This window comes from Sporosarcina sp. FSL K6-2383 (assembly GCF_038618305.1).
Taxonomy (GTDB): domain Bacteria; phylum Bacillota; class Bacilli; order Bacillales_A; family Planococcaceae; genus Sporosarcina.
In genome coordinates this window covers 2,777,232-2,798,331 of sequence record NZ_CP152017.1, presented here as the reverse complement: position 1 = coordinate 2,798,331, position 21,100 = coordinate 2,777,232, and the positions used below count along the sequence as shown (strand labels likewise).

The window sequence follows — 21,100 nt, the reverse complement described above, 5'->3', positions numbered from 1 at the left end:
TAGTGTATATCATACACTAATGTTTAATGCATATCAATTGAAAATATAATCATTGATTTTAGTGGGGAGTACCGGTCGTACCATATAAAAAGATATAATGTCAGAAAGTAAAACAAAAAACCAGCTCACTCCAATGAATTTTCTCAATGGATTGAGCTGGTTTTTTATAAGGTAAGAGAGTATAAGTGTTTCTACTTGGAATAGTGGGTTGCACTTTTCTTAATAAGGTTCTGCGTTATGACCTTTGTCAACGGCTTCTTCAGGTGCTTTGTCACCATCTCGATTGCCGAGCGGCTTCCGACTAGATCCTTTTGCAGTTGCATGTGCCAATCCATCACGTAAGCGGCGTCCATATTCTTCGTCGGCATCATCAGCAAGAGCCATCATTGTATCTTGAATGCGGGGGTCACAATTTGAAAGATCTGCCACTAAATTTGAAATTAAATCCTCACGTTCCCACTCCTCAAACATGCGATAGGTTTCTCCAGCTTGTTTCGTATTACTTTGGCGATCAATCGACTCGCGTACGAGATGTCCTTCTATAAAAGGCATATATTCTTTACCGTCTTGTTGTGCTTCTGTTAAACCACCTAACATCGATGGTTCATAGTTAATATGAGGATTTTGACCAGGAGCTCTATCTAGTTTATATTGCATTTGCCCGCCACTCTGATTCGTCGCGACTCGCTTTTTAGGAGAATTGATGGGCAGTTGCAAATAGTTAGCGCCTATGCGATGGCGTTGTGTATCGGAATAGGAGAAGGTCCGCCCCTGCAGCATTTTATCATCAGAAAAATCGAGACCGTCCACAAGAACTCCGGTACCAAACGCCACCTGCTCTACTTCAGTGAAATAATCGTCAGGGTTTTTGTTTAACACCATTCTACCAACAGGTAGCCAAGGGAACTGATCCTCTGGCCATAATTTCGTATCATCGAGCGGATCAAAATCGAGTTCGGGATGGTCTTCGTCACTCATCACTTGGACAAGTAGCTCCCACTCAGGATAATCACCGTCTTTGATGGCGTCATATAAGTCTTGTGTCGCATGATTGAAACTCGACCCCTGGATATCACTCGCCTCTTGCTGCGTTAAGTTTTTAATGCCTTGTTTCGGCTCCCAATGATACTTCACCAGTACTGCAACGCCATCTTGATTAACCCATTTGTACGTATTGACGCCAGAGCCTTGCATCATCCGGTAGTTGGCGGGAATTCCCCAAGGTGAATAGACAAAAGTCACCATATGAAATGTTTCGGGAGAGCTAGCGCAAAAATCGAAAAAACGCTCGCTATCTTGAATGTTCGTAATGGGATCTGGTTTAAAAGCATGAATCATATCAGGGAACTTAATGGCATCACGGATAAAGAAAATCTTTAAGTTGTTGCCGACTAGGTCCCAGTTGCCATCCTCTGTATAAAATTTGACAGCAAAGCCACGGGGATCACGCAATGTTTCGGGAGAGTGACCACCGTGGATGACGGATGAAAAACGCACAAATACAGGTGTCTGTTTACCTTTTTCCTGAAAGAGCTTGGCCCTTGTGTATTTGGAAACAGAATCGTTACCTGCTGTACCGTAGGCTTCAAAATAACCATGCGCTCCAGCTCCGCGTGCATGGACAACGCGTTCTGGAACACGTTCTCTGTCGAAGTGGCTGATTTTCTCGAGGAAATCATAGTTTTCTAACACAGCGGGTCCGCGATTACCAATAGTTCTTATATTTTGGTTGTTTGTTACAGGATGACCTTGCCTATTGGTGAGTGTGTCTTGCTGTTCTTCATTGGACGTAGAAGCGGATGGTTCATTCATACAATAATTGCCTCCTTTAGAATGGTATTTATCTTTATGTGTGTTGCCCACTCTGAGTCTGCGCCATTCCAATAGAATTAATTCCAATCGACAATTTTTATCTTCATTTTTACGCTAGTGGGTGCTATTTGTGGTGGAATCGTTATTGGAATAGGGATTGGCATTATGTTTTTTGTTTAGATGCCAATTGTAATATTTGGTAACCATATTATTTTTATCGTTCAGCTTAGTCCATCAATAGTCATAGTTTGTTGTATTTGAATTACAACTAGTCTACTTATTTCGAAAGTAAGCAAAGCACACAATCGACAGCCTTCTTGAGCGTGACTGGTGGAAAAGTACTATCTAATGCAAAGTGCAAATAATGTCGAACTCTATACTGCGTTTTGAATTTTTCCGTGGTATGATAAAAAGAATAAGTTGGTAATTTTTTGAGGGGAGGGAAAATGGAATTGAAAACAATTGCTGAATTCATTGCTGAAACAAATGAATTTTGTCGACAAGCAGGAATGAATCCAGAAGAGTTACCTCCTGCAACAATTATTTTTTCAGACACAAATAACTCGGCAAAATTGGGTTTATATGAAGAAATCATTTCGGTGACTCGCCTTTTTAGTGGAAAGATTATTGAGTTGCTGAAGGACATTCCGTTACTTATAGCAGTCTCAGACCAGCATGGCGTTATTTTAGACATGGTCGGGGATGATAATATACAACAATATGTGGATAGATTTGGTTTCAAACAGGGCGTTCAATTTTCGGTAAGTACGATGGGAACAAACATTATTAACTTATCATTGGATCGTCACGGGGAGCCTGTTGAACTTATAGGTGATGCCCATTATCATCATTACCTACAGTCGACGGCTAGTTATGGTGTAGCATTTAAAAACACGGATACTGAAGAGATAATTGGTTCACTTGTCATTGTGACAGACTTGTCACATCAAAATCCGACGATAACGATGTTGTTGGCGACAATGGTTGACTCGATTGAAAGAGAGTTAGTATTACAAAAGCAAAATAGGCAGTTGAATATGCTGCACCAAGTGATGATGGATAATAGTCAATATGGCGTCATTACGACAGATTTAGAAGGAAATGTTTTAGAGTTTAATATAAGGGCAGAAATCCTTCTGGGCAATAAAATCCGGGACGTCATCGGAAATCATGCAAGGCACTTAAATGTTATTGGAGAATATATAGAGGCTGTGTTGGGTGAAAGAAAACGATTTGACGACGTGTATATTACGATAGGCAAAGATGGAGACCCTGCACAACGATATTGTCTATTTGATGCTTTTCCTATCTACGATGATAGCTACCAAACAATCGGTGTATTTGCACAGTTGCGTGACATTACAGAAGTATACAATGTGCAAAAGCTTTTTAACTTTTTAGCAAATCACGATGAACAGACAGGCTTACCGAACCGAAGATTTTTAATGGCTAATTTAACAGATATAATAGAAGAACATGGCAAGAGCAAAGTGAGTGATCAACTTGCTGTAATCCATTTAGATTTGGATCGCTTTAAGATTGTCAATGATACATTAGGGCAAAAAGATGGGGATTTCGTATTAAAAAGAATTGCTAATCGATTAGCCAACTATTCTGGAGAAACTAATTTCATAGCAAGAGTGGGTGGGGATGACTTTGTCTTAATTTTTCACCTGCAGAAGCAAGTTGATGTGCAACAAATTGGTCGGCAACTTCTCACCCTATTTAACGAGCCATTCACCATGAAAGGCTATGATTTTCACATTACGGCTAGTATTGGTATTGCTGTTTTTCCGAATAATGGTCGCACAACGGAAGAACTACTGGTCATGGCTGATACAGCCATGTTCCAAGCTAAAAAACAAGGGAAAAACCAATTTGTTCTTTATTCGGATGAGCTGGATCCTAAATCACATGATAAGATTCTACTGGAAGCTTCCTTGCGAAAAGCGATTGATTCTGACGAGCTTGTCCTTTATTATCAACCACAAATTGATATTCAAACGAGGGCTATGATTGGTGTAGAAGCACTCATCAGATGGCAACATCCGACATTGGGAATGTTGCTACCAAGCGAATTTGTGCCATTAGCGGAAGAAACGGGTCTTATTAATCAAATGGACGAATGGGTGTTGCGGACTGCGTGCAAGCAAAATAAAAAGTGGCAGGATATGGGCATCACGCCATTTAGTGTAGCGATTAATTTATCTGCGAATCAGTTTGCGAGTGATAAGTTACCGAATTTAGTTCAAAGCGTTTTATACGATACAGGGTTAAAGCCTGAGTACATAGAACTTGAAATTACTGAAACGATGACGATGGATGTAGAGCATGCCATTCCAACATTGAAGGAATTAAATGAGCTAGGGGTTAAAATTAGCATTGACGATTTTGGTACAGGTTATAGCTCAATGAATTACTTGACGAAGTTTCCGATTGATCGATTAAAGATTGATCGGTCATTTATTTGGAATATCGAAAAAAATGGTAGTGATTTAAATATTGTCATTACGATTATTCGGATGGCCCATAATCTTGGACTAAAAGTTATTGCTGAAGGAGTCGAGAATGACAAGCAATTTCAGTTTTTACATGATCACGGCTGTGATGAAGTGCAAGGATTCTTCTTTAGTGAACCATTATCAGTGGAAAAGATTGAATCGAGCTTTTTCGAGATGGTAAGTGGAAGTAAATAAAGAGGTTGTTCGTTGATTTGAAAAACAAGACCGGAAATCGACTCGGTCTTGTTTTTTATTTAACTATTTTTTTCGTAAATCTTAAGTTTTGTATAGATTGTTTCGAGTACAGGGACAGTCATGCCATGTGCTTGTTTGTATAAATAACCTTGTAGATAATCTGCTTCTAATGGCAGGGATTTTTCCAAGTCGCGTTGCATGGAGGATTTCATATCGTAAGGCATCATACTTATTTTATTGAACAGTTCGGTTGTAATATTTTCTTGAATGGGTGCATCCATTTTACGCATAATCGCTGCAAGTTCTTCCAAAAGGGAAGCAACCGTATGACGCCCAGTCTCCAACTCCATAATAGGCCCAATCGGCGCCTCCATGAGTGAAGTGATACCAGATAATGTCGTGATGAATAAATATTTATGCCACATTTCTTGAGTAATCTGCGTACTCAGTTCGAATGCAGCGTTTGCACCATTGAAAACTTCCTTGAGTCTTTCTATTCGGGGTGTAAGTTCTCCAGATCTTTCGCCAAACATCAATTGATGAATCGGACTTTTTTGAAGAATTGTCCCGTGTTCGTCAAGTGTCGTTTCAATAAAGCAAAGTCCTCCAATGACAGCATCTTCACCGAATGCTTCAATTAATTGGTCGATATGGGCGATGCCGTTTAATAGTGGTAAAATAGTGGTCCCGTTTTTCACAAATGGGCGGACATCTTCGATGGCCTGTTCAAGATGATAAGACTTCGTCGCAATAAGGATTAGATCGAATGCCTCTTCAGTGTCCTTTGTAGTAATAAGACGAGGTACGAGCTTAGCATTTCCATTGATACTTTCGATTTGCAAACCAGTATTTTTGAGTCTTTCTTTCCTTCGTTCTCTTACTAGGAAGGTGACATCCTCCCCTTTTTCCAATAGCCTACCGCCAAAGTAGCCTCCAATTGCACCTGCTCCTACAACTAAAACTTTCATTCTTTTCCTCCTCGTACATACGTTATCTCTATTCTAGTATACATGAGTTAGATTAATAAGAATATTTAATCAATCCAAGTCGTTAATTCTTTGAAATTGGTTCTTGTATACGGTTTTGGTTCGAAATCTGAATAGCCGAGGTAAATAAAGGCGGAAATCTCACCGTTTTCAGATAGACCGAAGAAATCGCGTACATTTGGATGATAACAAATAGCACCTGTTCGCCAAACTGCCCCAAGACCAAGGGCATGTGCAGTTAGCAACATGTTTTGAATAGCGCTACTGACTGCGGCAAACTCCTCTTTTAAAATGATGTTATCTTTGTTACCAGGTTCAACACCGACTGCAATGACGACAGGTGCGCGAAGGGGATTGCGTTCGCTCCTTGCGATTTTCGTCTGGCTGTCCTCTGACTGGGGGTCTTCTTGTTGCGCTGTCGTAATTTCTTTAAATACTTTCCCTAATTTTTCTCTGCCTTCGCCACGGAGAACGAAAAAACGCCATGGTTCCGATTTATGGTGATTGGGTGCATATGTACCTGATTCAATAATTTGTTCAATCAATTCTTTCGAAACGGGTTGTTCATTAACTAATGAGATACTCCTACGCGTTTGAATCGCCTCATGTATGTTCAAATTAAATCTCCTCTTTTCCCCAAGTGATAATGATTCTCTTTGTAAGTATAGCAGGAATAAAAGGGAAGTCATTGTTTTTAACTTTGCGAAAACTGGGCTATACTAACTCTAGTACTCGATGAAAGAAAGGAAGATTAAATGACAACGATAAAAGAATCAACGACACTTGGAAATCCTGTCTATCCAGTCATGTTTGCCATCGCTGGTTGTCATTTGCTGAACGACACGCTACAAGCAGTGATTCCAGCCATCTTTCCAGTCCTTGCAGAGGAGAAGGGACTTACCTTTACGCAACTTGGTTTTATCGCTTTTGCATTGAATATGGTTGCTTCTGTTCTGCAACCTGTCGTCGGTTATATTAGTGATAAGAAGCCGATTCCTTATGCGTTGCCAGCGGGCATGTTATTTTCACTTGTCGGAATAGGAGGGCTTGCTTTTGCTCCGGACTATTGGATGATTGTTGTTTCAGTCATGTTACTTGGGTTTGGTTCTGCTGTATTTCATCCAGAAGGGTCGCGTGTATCGTTTATGGCGGCGGGTTCAAAACGAGGATTATCGCAATCTATTTACCAAGTGGGTGGGAATTCAGGACAGGCACTCGCTCCGTTAATAGGTGCATACATATTGGTTCCGTATGGTCAGAAAAGTGCAGCTTTATTTATGATGGTTGCGGCGCTTGGTATTTTTATATTAATGAAAATTTCTGCTTGGTATAAGCGGCAGTTAGAACAGGAAAAAATGAATAAACGTAAAAAAGTATTGTTATCATCTATCGGGGATTTAACGAAAAAGCAAGTAGGGATTGCGCTATCATTACTTCTGGTTATTATTTTTGCGCGCTCATTTTATGTCACAAGCATTACAAGCTTTTTCCTCTTTCATTTGATGGAAAAGTATAATTTACAAAGTGGAGAAGGTCTATTATATATCTTTCTCTTTTTGGCACTTGGGGCAGTCGGTACATTTTTCGGTGGTCCCATGGCGGATAAAATCGGTCGCAAGAATGTCATTGTCTTATCGCTTGCTGTACCGATTCCGCTTTGTATTCTTTTGCCCTATGCTCCGTTATGGGCAGTGATTGTCTTACTCATGGTCATCGGCTTTTTCATTATGCTTAGTTTTTCGGTGACGGTCGTTTATGCACAGGAGCTTGTGCCAAGTAAAATTGGTACGATGGCAGGACTGACAGTTGGTCTAGCATTTGGTATGGGAGCTATTGGTGCTGTGGTGATCGGGATATTGATGGATCATCTTGGTATTTATACAACTATGATTATCGTGTCATTTTTGCCAATCATAGGACTTGTTGGATTAGGGTTGCCACGTGATGGAAAAATAACTGTTGCTGGCTAATTGTGGAGAAAAAAGATAGTTTTTGTGAAATAAATAAGTAGCTTATTCTTTCAAATCTCATTATAATGGGGAGTCGGCAAAAATATGCTGATTAGAAAGAAGGTTGAACCATTATGACGCGAGATCAACGGAAGAAAATGCTTATATTAATGATCAATATGTTTATTGCAATAGGTAGTTTCGGCATTATTATCCCAATTTTACCCGCATATCTATTATCAATTGGACAAGCAGGAACAGCGGCAGGCTTAATGATTGCCATATTTGCTGGTGCACAGCTTATCATGTCCCCTATTGCCGGAAAGTGGGCAGATAAGTACGGACGAAGAATTATGATTATTTCAGGGCTAAGTGGTTTAGCTTTGTCGATGTTTGTTTTTTATTTTTCCGACTCTATTTGGATTCTCTATTTGTCACGTGTTATCGGTGGCGTTGGTGCAGCGTTATTAGTGCCCGCAATTTTTGCTTATGTAGCTGATATTACAACGATGGATCAACGTGCAAAAGGGAACAGTTTTATATCTGCATCAATGTCACTTGGGATTGTGATTGGACCCGGGATTGGCGGTTTTTTGGCAGACTTCGGTTTGAAAATGCCACTACTTATTTCTGCGATTATCGGAGTGGGGGCGGTTATCTTTTCAGCAGTGATGCTGAAGGAAAGTAAGGATTACACACTTGAAGAGCCAGATGCAGAATCTGTACCAATGGTTGAGGAGATTGTACAATCCTTCAGCAAGCCGTATTTTATTCCACTAGTCATCACACTCGTTATGAGTTTTGGTTTAATGGCATATGAATCGGTGCTTGGTCTTTTTGTGGATAATGAATTTGGAGCAACTCCAAAAGATATTGCTATTATGGTGACGTCTACGGGTATTATCAGCGTGATTATTCAGTTGTTTGCCGTCGATCGGGTTGTCCGTCGATTTGGTGAAGTAGCAGTACTTAGTATTTTCCTTGGTGTTGCTGCAGTTGGTTTTTTACTTTCCATAATTGCACCAAGCTATATTATGTTTTTTGGTGTAACAATGATTATTTTCCTAGCAACCTCTATTTTAAGACCTGTTTTGACCACTCTTATTTCTAAATTGGCAGGGAATGAGCAAGGATTTGCGATGGGTATGAACAATGCTTATATGAGTATTGGTAACGTCCTTGGCCCGCTCCTTGCAGGATTACTATTTGACGTTCATATTTTGTATCCATTCATTCTTGGGCTGGTCGTACTTGTCATGACAATGTTCTTGTCGATGAAATGGAAAGAGACGGGTCAGGGGTTAGTTAAATAATAGAGTAGAAAAGAGGCAGACCATGCGTATTTGCAGGTCTGTTTTTTGGATTCAAATCCTTTACAAGTTTCGGCTTCCGAAGTATAATTATATACTTACCTAGGTAAATAAAGGGAGTTGGAAGAATGAATCCGTTATTTCATGATATTTTTCAAAAGACACGATTGTGGAGTAAAGAATTAAACTTGGTATTGAAAAAGTATGATTTATTCGCAGCTCAATGGACAGTTTTATATTGCATACATCAACATGGTGAAATGACGTTAACGCAAATATGGAAGTATTTGAACGTTGAAGCGCCTACTATTACTCGAACGGTCAACCGACTAGAAAAATTGGGATGGTTGACGACACATGAAGGAAAAGATCGTCGAGAGAAAATTGTACGACTTTCGGAAGATACAATTGCCAAGTTTCCGGAAATCAAAGCGGCAATTATTTGTTTTGAAAATGAATTTTTAAAAGGTCTGTCAGATGAGGAGCAGGTGCAACTGATGGTCTTGCTGAACAAGATGGACAAGGAAGGACGTGTGTAATTCAATGAATAAGGAACCGATTTGGACAAAACCATTCATCAGTTTGTTTGTTACAAATATAGCCGTTTTCATCGTGTTTTATGGTTTAGTTTCCGCATTACCGCTTTATGCCATAGGTGTGTTGGGGCGGACGGATCAAGAAGCGGGTTTATTGATGACGATCTTTTTACTGTCGGCCATCGTTGTCAGACCTTTTACAGGTAAAATACTGGATGTGACAGGAAAGCGTAAAATGCTTTGGATCAGCCTCATACTCTATTTACTTTGTACAATCCTCTATTATTTTATACAGCCATTTGGGGCACTGTTAGTCTTACGTTTTGCGCAAGGAATCTGGTTCAGTATTATTACGACAGCAGCTGTCTCACTTGCTGCGGATATCGTGCCGGTTGCGCGAAGGGGAGCGGGACTTGGTTATTTTACAATGTCGACAAATTTAGCTGTTGTACTCGGGCCGCTCATCGCACTATCCATCATTCAAACGTTTTCTTTTGATGTATTGTTTATCGTGATGAGCATATTAATGGTGATTGGCGTCTTGACCTCCGCTTTGGCGCCGGTGGGTGCGTTACCAGAAAAGACTGTTGGGAAAAAAAGAATGTCAATTGGCGATCTTTTTGAAAAAGGTGCAATGCCGGTGGCGCTCTTTGGTAGTATGATTGGGTTGTCTTATGCGAGTGTTTTATCGTATCTGTCCATTTATGCACAGGAAAAAGGACTCTTGGCATTAGCGAGTACTTTCTTTCTTGTGTTCGCTGCAGTCATGCTAGTGACACGTCCCTTTACAGGAAGGCTTTTTGACGAAAAAGGACCTCAATACGTGATCATACCTGGGTTTATAAGTTTTGCCATTGGGCTTGTCCTGTTGGCAAACATGGATTCCGCAGTTTCATTTCTAATCGCGGGAGGATTTGTGGGATTTGGATATGGGGCGCTTGTGCCGAGTTTCCAAACACTTGCGGTGCAGTCGACAAAACATGAAAGAAGCGGTTATGCAACGGCTACATTTTTCACATTTTTTGATTCGGGACTGGCGCTTGGTTCGTATGTACTGGGTCTAATTGCAATCCATTATGGCTATCAGAATGTCTATTTAGCTGCAGCTATACTCGTCTTCCTCGTATTCCTTGTCTATTTGCTAATCAAACGGAAACAGAAAGGGAAGGAAGCTGTCCTAAATAGCTGAAAAATGCCAGTCACCTTTACGTTACGGAGACTGGCATTTTTTTTAGTTTTCGTATAGTCGTTTTAGGGCTTCTTTGAATTGTGGTTTTACATTGATTGTTGGGCGTATTGCTGTTGCTTGTTGTTCTGCTTCATCTACGGAATTCGCAAGGCCTAATTCCAAAAGTGCGGCTGTTGCGACAGTTCCAGCTCGTCCACGTCCGGTATTACAATGGAAGTAGACATTTTTGCCGGCTTTATAGGCAGTAACGACTTCTGAAACGGCTGCTTGTATTGATTGATCTTGGTGTTCGGCATCATCAACGATAGGCTGATGGATGCTGATTTCACTTGACAGGGGACCTTTTACTTCTGCGCGTAAGTCATAAATGACATCGATTTTTTCATTAGTAAGAAGATCGTCAATTGCATCGACTCCGCCAATGAAAATGCGATTGGCAACTAGTTCTTCATAGTTTTTATTTGTCATAGATTATCACCTCATATGTAGTATATCATTTTTTCACATAGTGCATGGCTTTAGTAGGTAACTCAAGACAATTTAATTGCCCACCATAAACCGCTGCACCATCAATCCCAATAATATGATTTTCTCCAAAGTAAATCGAATGATCGTTTTTATCATTATGTAAGATGGTTGTTGGGGTATGTCCAAAAATAACGGTCTTGTCTCCTTTGTAGCTAGTATAGAACTCCTCGCGAATCCACATTAGGATATAGGGATCTGTTTCACTAATTGGTGTAGTTGGATGGACGCCAGCGTGGACAAAAATATAGTCATCGCACTCGATAATAGGGTCTAAACTTTGAATGAATTCAAGATGTCCAGCTAGTTTTTCAGAGCTGAGCACAGGCTTGACGAACTCCCCGTTTTCAGGAACTATAAACTCGCTCTTGCTGAAACCATAGCTTTGTAAGGTGTTGCTACCCCCGTTGCGATAGGTCCAATGCTTCCAAGCACGTTCATCATCCATCGTTAGTGCTTTGATCATCATGTCTTCATGATTACCTTTTAGTACAAGCGCCCCTTGGGCTTTTAGTTTGATGACCTTATCGAGTACTTTTCTTGAATCGGGACCTCGGTCTACATAATCCCCTAGCAAAATAAGTTGATCATGAAGTGGATTGTACTGCATGTTAGATAAGAGCTGTTCAAATAGCTCTAATTCACCATGGATATCACTTATTACAAATGTTCGCTTCATCTATCTTCATTCCTTCAACAGTATTTTGTATGATTTTAGGCTACATGAATGGTAGAGTGATGTAAATGGATTATAAAGAATATTGGAGTATTTGTGCTTCTCGTTGAATTAAAATGATAAATATTTAATGGATAAATATGAAGGTCTTTGATTTATGGTGTAGACTACTTATTTCCCGGGTAATATTTAGTGTAACATCTTTTCACTATGAATTGACTAGTCAATAATGAAGCATAGTAATTGAATGAAGTGAAGGAGGTAATTAAAATGCTGCTAAACTTGATTAAAAAATCAAAGTATATCGTTGTTTATACAGGTGCGGGGATGTCGACGGAAAGTGGACTACCTGATTTTCGCTCTACCAAAAGTGGGCTTTGGGAACAGGAGGATCCAACGGCAGTCGCAAGTACGGATGCTCTCAATCGAAATGTGGAACTATTTTTCGAGTTTTATCGTAAACGGGTGGTAGGCGTGAAAGATTGCAGTCCACATAAAGGTCATGACATTTTGGCTAAGTGGGAAAGAGAAGGCATAATTCAGGGGATTATTACACAAAACGTCGATGGCTTTCATTCAGTCGCTGGATCTGACAATGTTATGGAACTGCATGGGACATTGCAAGAAGTCCATTGTCAGTCGTGCGGGCAAGTATATGGTAACGAAATGTATGAATCGGAAACCTTCTATTGTGCATGTGGAGGAAAGTTGCGACCATCCGTAGTGTTATTTGGAGAAGGATTGCAGGAGGATATATTCATGAAAGCAATTGATGCGAGTGAACGAGCAGATTTATTTATTGTGCTTGGGTCATCACTTACTGTAACGCCAGCGAATCAGTTTCCGCTTCTGGCAAAAGAACAGGGGGCGAAATTGGTGATTGTTAATTTAGAGCCAACATCATTTGACCATTATGCAGATCTAGTTATCCATAATCAAAAAATTGGTGAGGTGCTAGCGGAATTAAATCATCAACTTACTTCAAAATAGTTTGGAATGGTGTAACTTAGTTACGCGTAAAACGGACTAATAGAAAAATAGAAGGAAGAGGTGCATTGTCGTGAGACAAAAACGATTTGTGCTGCCGCTCTGTTTAGTCATTCTTCTTGTGTTAATGCTAAAACCTATGCCTACAGTAGCTTGCTCTTGCGCGATGATGCCATCCCCCGAGGAAGGAATTTCAAATGCTCAAGGCGTCTTCAGTGGCAAAGTGAACAGCATAAAAGAAAACAGCGGCTTGTTAGGTGGCTATGGTAAAACAGTTCTTTTTACTGTGAAGGAAACATGGAAAGGGATTAATAAGGCAGAAGTAGCGATTATGACAGGGAGTGGCGGTGGAGATTGTGGCGTAGCATTTGTTGTAGGGCAAGAATATTTGGTGTATGCCAGTGTCTCTGATATGTATGAGAAGCGATCATTGTCTACTACCATTTGCAGTCCAACAAAAGCACTTGGAGATGCCGCTGAGGATTTAGCAGCTTTTGGTCAGGGGCAAATTCCGACGGATGACGAGAATCCTATCGATAGTGGGAAAACAACTTACCTAATTATTGGTGGAGTCGTATTTATCGTTGGATTACTACTAATTTTTGGTTGGAAAAGGTATAGAAAGTAAAATTGTAAGAAAGAGCCTGTTGCTGATGTTTAGCAACAGGCTTTTATCATGTGAAGGCCATCATTCGATCAAGTGGTCCATCTGGTTGGATAATATCTGCAAGGTCCAAAATCGGTATTGGGAAATACGGGAATCCCCAGACGCCCGCTGTGATTTCGTATTGCTGAAAGTAGATGACGAGTGTCGTATCTGCGATATAGAAGTCTTGGTCACTGCGAATTTCTTTAAATGGCGGATCCAACAATTCTATATTCCAATCCTTGATGCGTTGTCTAATAATATCCGATAACTGTTTTACGTAATCACTACCAGGTTTGAATAACTCTTTTAACTCGTATTGTTTTCCTGTTTTTGTATCAAACGTCAGTGATTTAATAATAGTTGTACCATGTGCACCGCCTGTAAATGAATAGACGATGAGATTTAAGCTGAGCAGGCCACGTTGGTTGGTTTTCAGTTCGAAATAGGCCAATAATTCCACGAGTTCGGGTTTATAGTAACTTTGTTCGATAAGTATATTGTTTAAAGTTGTTACGATGGCATGATTGATTTTACTTTGTACATGGGTATTCGGTAAATGGACAACAACAGGGTAATAGACAGTTACTTTTGTTGTTGGGTGAGGCAATTTCTTTGTAACAATTGAAACAGGAAGTTCCATAAATAGATGTCCTCTCTTTTCATTAGAATAGTTCATCGTATGAAGGAGGGAACGAAAAAAGAAGAGGATTAGCACTGAGCTAACAAATGACTTTATGGTAGGTTCCATGTAGAATTAATGTACTAAGTGCTTATCCGGGAGGTTATATTATGTTAGATAAACAGCAGAAGCATGAAGAGAAAATGAAGAACTTTGATCCAGAATCACAAATGGCAACAACTGACAACCATTATTCAGATAAAAAGTTTTGGGACAAGGTTAAGAACTACGGTAAACAGGCTGGAAAGCAGACTATCTATTACAGTTTGCTGTTATTTTACACAGCGAAAAGTCCATCGGTACCTAAATCATCAAAAATGATCGTCGTAGGTGCACTCAGTTATCTGATTTTCCCAGTCGATCTCATCCCTGATTTCATCCCTGTGGTAGGTCTTGTGGATGATGCCAGTGTGATTGCTGCGGCTGTTATGAAAATCATTCAGCATATTGATGATGATGTGAAAGATAATGCAAAGCAGCAATTGGTTAAAATTTTTGGCGGGAATGGGGATTATGAAAATATTGATAAGCAGTTGCTAGGGTGAGGCCGATTAGCTAATTACTTTTATATTCGTCCCATTATTATAAAAAAGGTGAGTGTTTGATGATAAAAGCAAATGCTCACCTTTTAACATTCATTTGAATCCCAGGGGTCATTCATAAAAAATCCGCGGTGCTTTGCGAATGGTAACTTGCCAATTAGTTCCCGTTCCAATACGGTAGGCATCTGCAAATGAACCTTGGTTGATGGCGATTCCAATATTGTCAAGCGAATTGACATAGACGAGTGGTTCACCAATGTGTAAATCTGCAAAGGATCGTCCAAATGTCATGATGTTGTTGTAAATGGTACGGCCATCTGTCGTAATTGCCACTTCAAATGAGTCGCCATGCTGCTTGGCAATTTCTTTGAATTGGGCTCGGCTAATATTGGTCCACAGGTTACCAAAAGGTCTATCGATAATGTCAACATTTCCTGTGATGATTTCATCAATAATTTTAGATGTTTTCAAAGGCAAAGCAATTATCTTTTTTGTGTCGAGAATTGGTCCGACATCTTCAAATTGGATAACATCCGTAGCAAGTCGTGCACCTGTATAGGCGAAAATATCACGTCCGTGGAATGTATGGGATTCACCAGAGTTTGGAAGGCGATTGACCGTTTCGTCAATTTCTCTCACTTCGCTAATGCCGATGAATTGTGCAACATGTGTTAATGTGCCATTGTCTGGTGTCACGATATAGTGGTTGTTGACAGTTTTGGCGACAATCCCACGTCGTTCTGAACCTACGCCTGGGTCGACGATTGATACAAAAATGGTATTGTCGGGCCAATAGCTAATTGCTTGCAATAAACGATAAGAAGCTTCCCAAATATTATATTGAGGAATCTGATGTGTAATTTCATAAATAGGAATCCCACGTTGAACGGAGTTTGCCACACCATGCATCGCACTAACAGCCCCATCACTTTTACCAAAATCTGACTGAAAAACTAATAAACCTGTCGTCATAGTAAACACTCCTCGTATTTTTATTATATGAAATTAAAAAACAAAAAATCTCGTCCTTTTCAATCATTCAATGATTGAAAAGGACGAGATGCATACTCGTGTGACCACCTTTTTTCGTTGCCTATTCACATAGACAACCTCGGCAAGTACAAAATCCTATCATGATGGATTTTATACTGTGATATGGATAACGGGTACCAATTCCCGCTGCGGATCTACTAATGCAATCAACTTGCATGTTCAACGCAGAGCTCAGAGGCCATTGTTCAAGTAGGGTCTTTCTGCTTCTTTTCAGCTACCGAAGCTTTCTGTAAGAAATCCCATGTACTTTACTTTTCTCTTCAACGCTTATTAGTTATTAGAGTGTACTTTACATGAAGATGAAAGAAAGGTCAATGTTTTTAGATAATTTTCTTTAATAATGTATTTAGAAGAGTAGAATACATTTTTTAAAAGTGGAAGGTATTTTATTTTCATGGGTCAAGCTAATTTTACATCATCCTTCGCTTTTTAAACGGTTTTATGATACCATTTAAGTTCAGATTAGAAGAGGACGTGAAGTTGAATTGATTACAATTACAGTGCCAAATGCAGATATAACAATTGTGCAACGTAAACAAGAAATGGCTCCAGGTGTTGCGCCGATTAAACCGATTTATGGCTTTATTGATTTACATGAAATTCCACGTGATAAAGGCGGCATCATTTTATTTTATAATAATAAAGATGAATTGCTGTTTGCGGGGAAAGCACGTAAACTTCGTCAGCGTGTCAAGAAGCATTTTGAAGACACTGTGTCACCGATTAAAAATCATCGTGATGAGGTTAAGCAGATTTCTGTTATCATCGTTGAAGATCCGATGGAACGGGAAATTTACGAAACGTATATTGTGAATACGCAACGTGCGAAATATAACGTCGATAAAGTATTTTTTGACTGAACTTGAATCTGAGCTGACTGCCTTGTGCAATCGGCTTTTTCTTTTTGACTATATACATAAGAAAAGGGTGGAAGCATGGACGAGAGATTACAACGGATTGCTGATGACGCGCATGTGAAGTTTGGATTGGATGCATATAAGTTGGAGAGGCATTCGATTTCTAAACTTAGGAATACAAAAGGTGAAGCATATTATGTTTTCAATATGGAGTGGTTTCCGAAAGAATTGAACGAGCCCGTAGAAGAAGATATGAATCCAGAAGGTACTGCATGTATTGAATATAATATTCAAGAGCAGCGCTTTGATAGTGTTATTTTTACCCAGAGGCAATCATTTTCAACGATAGCGCCATTTGTAGAGAAAACACCAGGAGAAGTAGCGGTTTGGCTTGAAAAGCAAACGGGGCTGAAGTTTGGGGTTGATTTTAAACTCACGCAAGCGAGTGATGATGAATTTCACTTTGAAATGGATATAGAAGGCGTTAGAATGTCGCCAGGTTTTTTGATGAATGTGAAATTCGATGAAATGGGTAAACTTACTTCCTATTCAAGATATGGCACTGTTCCACGTAAGGAGGATATCGAGAAATCTGCATTCACGCTAACGCTGGAAGAAATCGAACAGCTTGTAAAAAAGCAGTTGCAACTCGTGAACTTTCCATCTGAACTAGAAAATCGATTCGTTTCGGCCTATGCGATGGAAGAAATATTTGTGACAGTGGTTGGTCAACGAGTCATTCCGTTTTTTGAACATGAACGGACAATTATTAAAGTGAACGAAGTATTGGAATGGGATCATCCGCTTAAACAAACATTCAAACGTGAAGAACTAATCCTTGTTTCTGAATCAACTGCCGAAGAAGCATTTGGTCATGTCGGTGTTGGTGATAAACTGCTGTTGACTGACGAGCAAATCGAGCGCAGTAAAGAGGTCGTACGTGATGTCTTACGATCAGAATACCCACAAGAATCGGGAAAATGGCAGCTTGCAGAACTTCGACGACAAGAGCATTTTATCGAGGCTCATTGCAGGTTTATGACGGAGAACTCGACGGTGTTTAATCGTAAAGTGGTTGTATTCATCCAACCGGACAATATGTCTGTCTTAAATTTTGTAGATAACGGAGCGATGATGGAGATATTCGACACCTTTGCCCCAGCGGAACAGGCCGTTGTTACACATGACGAAGCATTTGAGAAAATGATTTCTTATATTTCACTAGATCCAACTTACGTTTATGATGAATTGACAGGGAAATATATTTTGTGTGGACTGCTGGATGCGGCAGAAGCGGTGGATGGAGTGACGGGAGAAGTTATTTCGTTGAGTGATTTATGAAATGAATCGTAGTGGGAAATGAGGATGCCAAGACAATGGTGTCCTCATTTTTTTTATTACTTTGCGGTAGTCGAGTTTCTAGAATAGGTAGTCCAGTTCGGTAAAAAGGTAGCTGAGTTCTCGAAATAGGTAGCTGAGTTTCCGAGTGGTAGTCCAGTTTCTAGAATAGGTAGTCGAGTTCGGTAAAAAGGTAGCTCAGTTCGCGAAATGGGTAGCCGAGTTTCCAAGCGGTAGTCGAGTTTCTAGAATAGGTAGTCCAGTTCGGTAAAAAGGTAGCTGAGTTCTCGAAATAGGTAGCTGAGTTTCCGAGCGGTAGTCGAGTTTCTAGAATAGGTAGTCGAGTTCGGTAAAAAGGTAGCTCAGTTCGCGAAATGGGTAGCCGAGTTTCCAAGCGGTAGTCGAGTTTCTAGAATAGGTAGTCCAGTTCAGTAAAAAGGTAGCTCAGTTTTCGAAATAGGTAGCTGAGTTCCTCGTCCATCACTTCACTTCTAGCCATAAAAAACTTTTGCTTTACATTTCATCATGAATCTTTTACTATAAAGACAGAAAGTTTCCTGCGGGAAAGAATAATTGACTTCATTTTTTTTGCCTATAAAGTTTCCTGAGGGCAAAAAAATTTACATTACAAGTTGCCTTAAGGAAACTTATTGCATATCAATAGCTATATGGAGGTGCCGTGAAATGAAAAACGCAATGACTGTATCGAACTTACATGCGTCGTATTACGAAAAAGAAGTGCTGCATGATATTGGGTTTACCATACCGACAGGGAAATCAATTGGGATTATCGGCCCGAATGGAGCGGGTAAGTCTACTTTGTTGAAAGCCATTCTGAACTTGATTCCAAAAGATTCGGGTGAAATCAACATCCTTGGTTCCTCATTGAAAGAAGTGCGTAAACGGATTGCTTACGTTCCGCAACGAAGTGCGATTGACTGGGATTTTCCGATACGGGTGAAAGAAACCGTTCTGATTGGTACGTATCCTTCTGTTAGTTTACTGAAGAGACCGGGTAGGAAAGAAAAGGAATTGGCACTGAAATGTCTGGAAAAGGTAGATATGTTAGCATTCCAGGAAAGACAAATTGGTGAATTATCTGGGGGGCAGCAACAAAGAGTTTTCTTGGCACGTGCGCTCGCTCAGCAGGCGGATCTATTTCTGCTTGATGAACCGTTTGTAGGGATTGATGTGGTAAGTGAAGAAGTGATTGTCAGGATTTTAAAGGAGTTAAGGGATGAAGGGAAAACAATTATTGTTGTTCACCATGATTTAAGTAAAGCAGAAAAATATTTTGATGAGCTTTTATTGTTGAATAAGGTGCTGATATCAAGTGGAGATGTGAAGGAAGTGTTTACGCCACGTAATATTGCCAAAGCTTATGGCGGGCAGTTATCCTTTTTGGAAGAAATGGTGATGACAACATGATGAATTTTTTGAACTCTGTAATGGAGTATGGATTTTTACAAAAGGCTTTACTGACATCTGTAATGGTCGGTGTGATTTGTGGAGTTATTGGGTGTTTTATCATATTACGTGGGATGGCACTGATGGGAGATGCGATTTCGCATGCCGTTTTGCCTGGCGTCGCCATCTCATATATATTGGGCATCAATTTCTTCATCGGAGCAGTAGCGACAGGTATCCTAACAGCTGTAGGGATTGGTTTCATCAGTCAAAATAGTCGGGTGAAAAATGATTCCTCTATTGGAATTGTTTTCACGGCAGCGTTCGCTTTGGGAATTTTACTAATTACGGCCCTCAAGAGTAGCTCAGATTTATATCATATTTTATTTGGTAATGTATTAGCAGTAAGACCTTCAGATATGTGGATTACGCTTATTATTGGAGTGATCGTCTTAGGTAGTGTTTATCTTTTCTATAAAGAATTGCTGGTCAGCTCTTTCGACCCCATTATGGCGGAAGCTTACGGTTTACCGACAAAGTGGATTCACTATTTCTTGATGACGTTGTTGACACTTGTAACAGTTGCATCGTTACAAACAGTCGGTATTATCCTCGTTGTTGCGATGCTTATTACGCCGGCTTCGACAGCATACTTATTGACAGATCGCTTATCAGTGATGATTGGTTTGTCAGCACTTTTCGGTGCAGTTTCTGCGATAGGTGGATTGTATTTGAGCTTTACTTATAATCTTGCATCCGGTGCAACGATTGTTCTTATGGCGACAGGATTATTTATTTTTTCCTTATTGTTTTCACCAAAACAAGGAATTTTAGTGCGAAGTATTCGAACGAAACGGAAAATAACAATGACGGTATGATTGAGAGGAGATTTTAAATGAAGAAATGGATAGCGCTATTCATGACAATGGCGATTGTAGTACTCGTAGCTGCATGTAGCCAGGGGGAAGCTTCACCAAAAGAGCAAGGTGGAAAGCTGGAAATTGTCACGACTTATTCAATTATCTATGATATGGTGAAAAATGTAGGAGGAGATCATGTAGAGGTGCATAGTTTAGCGCCAATTGGATCAGATCCACATAATTATGACCCACTTCCTGCAGATCTTGTATTGACAACTGATGCAGATATTATATTTTATAATGGTTTGAACTTGGAGGAAGGCAATGCTTGGTTTAATGAAATGATTGAAACGGCTGGTAAATCAGTTTCAGACGACAATGTTGTTCGGGTCAGTGAAGGTGTTGAACCTATGTATCTTAGTTCTGATGAACATAAGAATGAAGAGGATCCACATGCGTGGCTCGATGTGCGAAATGGTATCCAATATGTTGAAAATATTCGTGAGGCATTGAAGAAAAATGATCCAACCCATGCGGATGACTATGATAAAAACACTGAACGATATATCGCGAAGCTACTGGAGCTTCATGAAGAAATCCTTGACATGACGCAAGCGATTCCAGAAGAAAAACGTATCCTTGTCACGAGCGAAGGGGCATTTAAATATTTCTCAGCTGCTTACGACTTCCAAGCTGCTTACATTTGGGAAATCAATTCACATAGTGAAGGGACCCCAGAGCAGTTGAAGAGTATCATTCGTATCATTAAAGATGATGGTGTACCTGCACTGTTCTTGGAATCTAGCGTGGACCCCCGAAGTATGGAGATGGTCTCGCGGGAAACAGGCGTACCGATCCATGGGAAAATATTTACGGATTCATTGGGGGAAGCTGGTAGTGATGGCGATACCTATATCAAAATGATCAAATGGAATGCTGATATGATTGCTGAAGGATTAGGAAAATAAAAAATGAACGAGTGATGCGTCATCTTTCAATAGATGATACATCACTCGTTTTTAGACCGACCATAAGTTGGGAAATAGAAA

20 protein-coding genes and 1 other annotated feature are annotated in these 21,100 nt (G+C 40.0%); of the genes, 13 read left to right on the top strand and 7 right to left on the bottom strand.

From position 1 onward, the window contains the following. Positions 1–219: 219 nt before the first annotated feature. Positions 220–1,812, bottom strand: coding sequence for a catalase (locus tag MKZ10_RS13765; RefSeq protein WP_342505513.1), 1,593 nt, complete (start codon positions 1,810–1,812; stop codon positions 220–222). A gap of 446 nt (positions 1,813–2,258) precedes the next feature. Here MKZ10_RS13765 and MKZ10_RS13760 point away from each other — a divergent pair, with 446 nt between their 5' ends. After that, positions 2,259–4,508 (top strand): EAL domain-containing protein, encoded by a 2,250-nt coding sequence (locus tag MKZ10_RS13760; RefSeq protein WP_342505512.1) that lies wholly within the window; start codon positions 2,259–2,261, stop codon positions 4,506–4,508. 59 nt (positions 4,509–4,567) lie between these two features. On the opposite strand, the gene MKZ10_RS13755 is transcribed toward MKZ10_RS13760, so the two are convergent. Both MKZ10_RS13755 and MKZ10_RS13750 read right to left on the bottom strand, forming a co-directional pair. Then, entirely contained in the window at positions 4,568–5,476 is a 909-nt protein-coding gene (locus MKZ10_RS13755) for a ketopantoate reductase family protein (RefSeq protein WP_342505511.1), read from the bottom strand. A 65-nt stretch (positions 5,477–5,541) separates the two neighbouring features. Then, positions 5,542–6,111 (bottom strand): nitroreductase, encoded by a 570-nt coding sequence (locus MKZ10_RS13750; RefSeq protein WP_342505510.1) that lies wholly within the window; start codon positions 6,109–6,111, stop codon positions 5,542–5,544. A gap of 138 nt (positions 6,112–6,249) precedes the next feature. Between MKZ10_RS13750 and MKZ10_RS13745 the strand changes: the two genes are divergently transcribed. The 4 genes from MKZ10_RS13745 to MKZ10_RS13730 all read left to right on the top strand — a co-directional run bounded on the left by MKZ10_RS13745 (position 6,250) and on the right by MKZ10_RS13730 (position 10,478). Further along, positions 6,250–7,464 (top strand): MFS transporter, encoded by a 1,215-nt coding sequence (locus tag MKZ10_RS13745; protein WP_342505509.1) that lies wholly within the window; start codon positions 6,250–6,252, stop codon positions 7,462–7,464. 113 nt (positions 7,465–7,577) lie between these two features. Next, positions 7,578–8,756 carry an MFS transporter gene (locus MKZ10_RS13740; RefSeq protein WP_342505508.1) on the top strand — a complete coding sequence of 393 codons (1,179 nt, stop codon included), beginning with the start codon at positions 7,578–7,580 and terminating at the stop codon, positions 8,754–8,756. A gap of 125 nt (positions 8,757–8,881) precedes the next feature. Next, positions 8,882–9,292: a MarR family transcriptional regulator gene (locus tag MKZ10_RS13735; protein WP_342505507.1), complete on the top strand. Its 411-nt coding sequence runs from the start codon at positions 8,882–8,884 to the stop codon at positions 9,290–9,292. A gap of 4 nt (positions 9,293–9,296) precedes the next feature. Further along, positions 9,297–10,478: an MFS transporter gene (locus tag MKZ10_RS13730; protein ID WP_342505506.1), complete on the top strand. Its 1,182-nt coding sequence runs from the start codon at positions 9,297–9,299 to the stop codon at positions 10,476–10,478. A gap of 42 nt (positions 10,479–10,520) precedes the next feature. On the opposite strand, the gene MKZ10_RS13725 is transcribed toward MKZ10_RS13730, so the two are convergent. Together MKZ10_RS13725 and MKZ10_RS13720 are read right to left on the bottom strand one after the other, a co-directional pair. Then, positions 10,521–10,946 (bottom strand): dual specificity protein phosphatase family protein, encoded by a 426-nt coding sequence (locus MKZ10_RS13725; protein ID WP_342505505.1) that lies wholly within the window; start codon positions 10,944–10,946, stop codon positions 10,521–10,523. A 25-nt stretch (positions 10,947–10,971) separates the two neighbouring features. Further along, entirely contained in the window at positions 10,972–11,682 is a 711-nt protein-coding gene (locus MKZ10_RS13720) for a metallophosphoesterase family protein (protein ID WP_342505504.1), read from the bottom strand. A gap of 267 nt (positions 11,683–11,949) precedes the next feature. On the opposite strand from MKZ10_RS13720, the gene MKZ10_RS13715 reads away from it, so the two are divergent. Both MKZ10_RS13715 and MKZ10_RS13710 read left to right on the top strand, forming a co-directional pair. Then, positions 11,950–12,669, top strand: a complete 720-nt coding sequence (locus MKZ10_RS13715; protein ID WP_342505503.1) for an NAD-dependent deacylase — start codon at positions 11,950–11,952, stop codon at positions 12,667–12,669. Positions 12,670–12,739: 70 nt separating this feature from the next. Further along, positions 12,740–13,294: a hypothetical protein gene (locus MKZ10_RS13710; RefSeq protein WP_342505502.1), complete on the top strand. Its 555-nt coding sequence runs from the start codon at positions 12,740–12,742 to the stop codon at positions 13,292–13,294. A 46-nt stretch (positions 13,295–13,340) separates the two neighbouring features. On the opposite strand, the gene MKZ10_RS13705 is transcribed toward MKZ10_RS13710, so the two are convergent. Further along, positions 13,341–13,955, bottom strand: a complete 615-nt coding sequence (locus tag MKZ10_RS13705) for a DUF3298 domain-containing protein (RefSeq protein ID WP_342505501.1) — start codon at positions 13,953–13,955, stop codon at positions 13,341–13,343. Positions 13,956–14,104: 149 nt separating this feature from the next. Here MKZ10_RS13705 and MKZ10_RS13700 point away from each other — a divergent pair, with 149 nt between their 5' ends. Further along, positions 14,105–14,539 carry a YkvA family protein gene (locus MKZ10_RS13700; RefSeq protein WP_342505500.1) on the top strand — a complete coding sequence of 145 codons (435 nt, stop codon included), beginning with the start codon at positions 14,105–14,107 and terminating at the stop codon, positions 14,537–14,539. A 108-nt stretch (positions 14,540–14,647) separates the two neighbouring features. Here MKZ10_RS13700 and MKZ10_RS13695 read toward each other — a convergent pair whose 3' ends face one another. Beyond that, positions 14,648–15,508 carry an S-adenosyl-l-methionine hydroxide adenosyltransferase family protein gene (locus MKZ10_RS13695; RefSeq protein ID WP_342505499.1) on the bottom strand — a complete coding sequence of 287 codons (861 nt, stop codon included), beginning with the start codon at positions 15,506–15,508 and terminating at the stop codon, positions 14,648–14,650. Positions 15,509–15,584: 76 nt separating this feature from the next. Further along, positions 15,585–15,862, bottom strand: a binding site (T-box leader). Positions 15,863–16,074: 212 nt separating this feature from the next. Between MKZ10_RS13695 and MKZ10_RS13690 the strand changes: the two genes are divergently transcribed. The 5 genes from MKZ10_RS13690 (at position 16,075) to MKZ10_RS13670 (ending at position 21,019) form a co-directional block, all read left to right on the top strand. Beyond that, positions 16,075–16,449: a nucleotide excision repair endonuclease gene (locus MKZ10_RS13690; RefSeq protein ID WP_342505498.1), complete on the top strand. Its 375-nt coding sequence runs from the start codon at positions 16,075–16,077 to the stop codon at positions 16,447–16,449. 75 nt (positions 16,450–16,524) lie between these two features. After that, entirely contained in the window at positions 16,525–17,787 is a 1,263-nt protein-coding gene (locus tag MKZ10_RS13685; RefSeq protein WP_342505497.1) for a hypothetical protein, read from the top strand. Between the two features lie 681 nt (positions 17,788–18,468). Next, a complete protein-coding gene (locus MKZ10_RS13680) occupies positions 18,469–19,212 on the top strand; it encodes a metal ABC transporter ATP-binding protein (protein WP_342505496.1) in 744 nt (247 codons plus the stop codon). Then, a complete protein-coding gene (locus tag MKZ10_RS13675; RefSeq protein WP_342510208.1) occupies positions 19,212–20,069 on the top strand; it encodes a metal ABC transporter permease in 858 nt (285 codons plus the stop codon). Before MKZ10_RS13680 ends, MKZ10_RS13675 begins: the two co-directional genes overlap by 1 nt. Before the next feature lie 17 nt (positions 20,070–20,086). Continuing rightward, positions 20,087–21,019 carry a metal ABC transporter substrate-binding protein gene (locus tag MKZ10_RS13670; protein WP_342505495.1) on the top strand — a complete coding sequence of 311 codons (933 nt, stop codon included), beginning with the start codon at positions 20,087–20,089 and terminating at the stop codon, positions 21,017–21,019. Positions 21,020–21,100 lie beyond the last annotated feature (81 nt).

Coding starts and splice junctions, on each gene's coding strand:
- MKZ10_RS13760 (WP_342505512.1), top strand. CDS start 2,259: ATGGAATTGAAAACAATTGCTGAATTCATTGCTGAAACAAATGAATTT.
- MKZ10_RS13705 (WP_342505501.1), bottom strand. CDS start 13,955: ATGGAACTTCCTGTTTCAATTGTTACAAAGAAATTGCCTCACCCAACA.
- MKZ10_RS13700 (WP_342505500.1), top strand. CDS start 14,105: ATGTTAGATAAACAGCAGAAGCATGAAGAGAAAATGAAGAACTTTGAT.
- MKZ10_RS13755 (WP_342505511.1), bottom strand. CDS start 5,476: ATGAAAGTTTTAGTTGTAGGAGCAGGTGCAATTGGAGGCTACTTTGGC.
- MKZ10_RS13675 (WP_342510208.1), top strand. CDS start 19,212: ATGAATTTTTTGAACTCTGTAATGGAGTATGGATTTTTACAAAAGGCT.
- MKZ10_RS13730 (WP_342505506.1), top strand. CDS start 9,297: ATGAATAAGGAACCGATTTGGACAAAACCATTCATCAGTTTGTTTGTT.
- MKZ10_RS13685 (WP_342505497.1), top strand. CDS start 16,525: ATGGACGAGAGATTACAACGGATTGCTGATGACGCGCATGTGAAGTTT.
- MKZ10_RS13715 (WP_342505503.1), top strand. CDS start 11,950: ATGCTGCTAAACTTGATTAAAAAATCAAAGTATATCGTTGTTTATACA.
- MKZ10_RS13765 (WP_342505513.1), bottom strand. CDS start 1,812: ATGAATGAACCATCCGCTTCTACGTCCAATGAAGAACAGCAAGACACA.
- MKZ10_RS13695 (WP_342505499.1), bottom strand. CDS start 15,508: ATGACGACAGGTTTATTAGTTTTTCAGTCAGATTTTGGTAAAAGTGAT.
- MKZ10_RS13680 (WP_342505496.1), top strand. CDS start 18,469: ATGAAAAACGCAATGACTGTATCGAACTTACATGCGTCGTATTACGAA.
- MKZ10_RS13670 (WP_342505495.1), top strand. CDS start 20,087: ATGAAGAAATGGATAGCGCTATTCATGACAATGGCGATTGTAGTACTC.
- MKZ10_RS13745 (WP_342505509.1), top strand. CDS start 6,250: ATGACAACGATAAAAGAATCAACGACACTTGGAAATCCTGTCTATCCA.
- MKZ10_RS13735 (WP_342505507.1), top strand. CDS start 8,882: ATGAATCCGTTATTTCATGATATTTTTCAAAAGACACGATTGTGGAGT.
- MKZ10_RS13740 (WP_342505508.1), top strand. CDS start 7,578: ATGACGCGAGATCAACGGAAGAAAATGCTTATATTAATGATCAATATG.
- MKZ10_RS13720 (WP_342505504.1), bottom strand. CDS start 11,682: ATGAAGCGAACATTTGTAATAAGTGATATCCATGGTGAATTAGAGCTA.
- MKZ10_RS13725 (WP_342505505.1), bottom strand. CDS start 10,946: ATGACAAATAAAAACTATGAAGAACTAGTTGCCAATCGCATTTTCATT.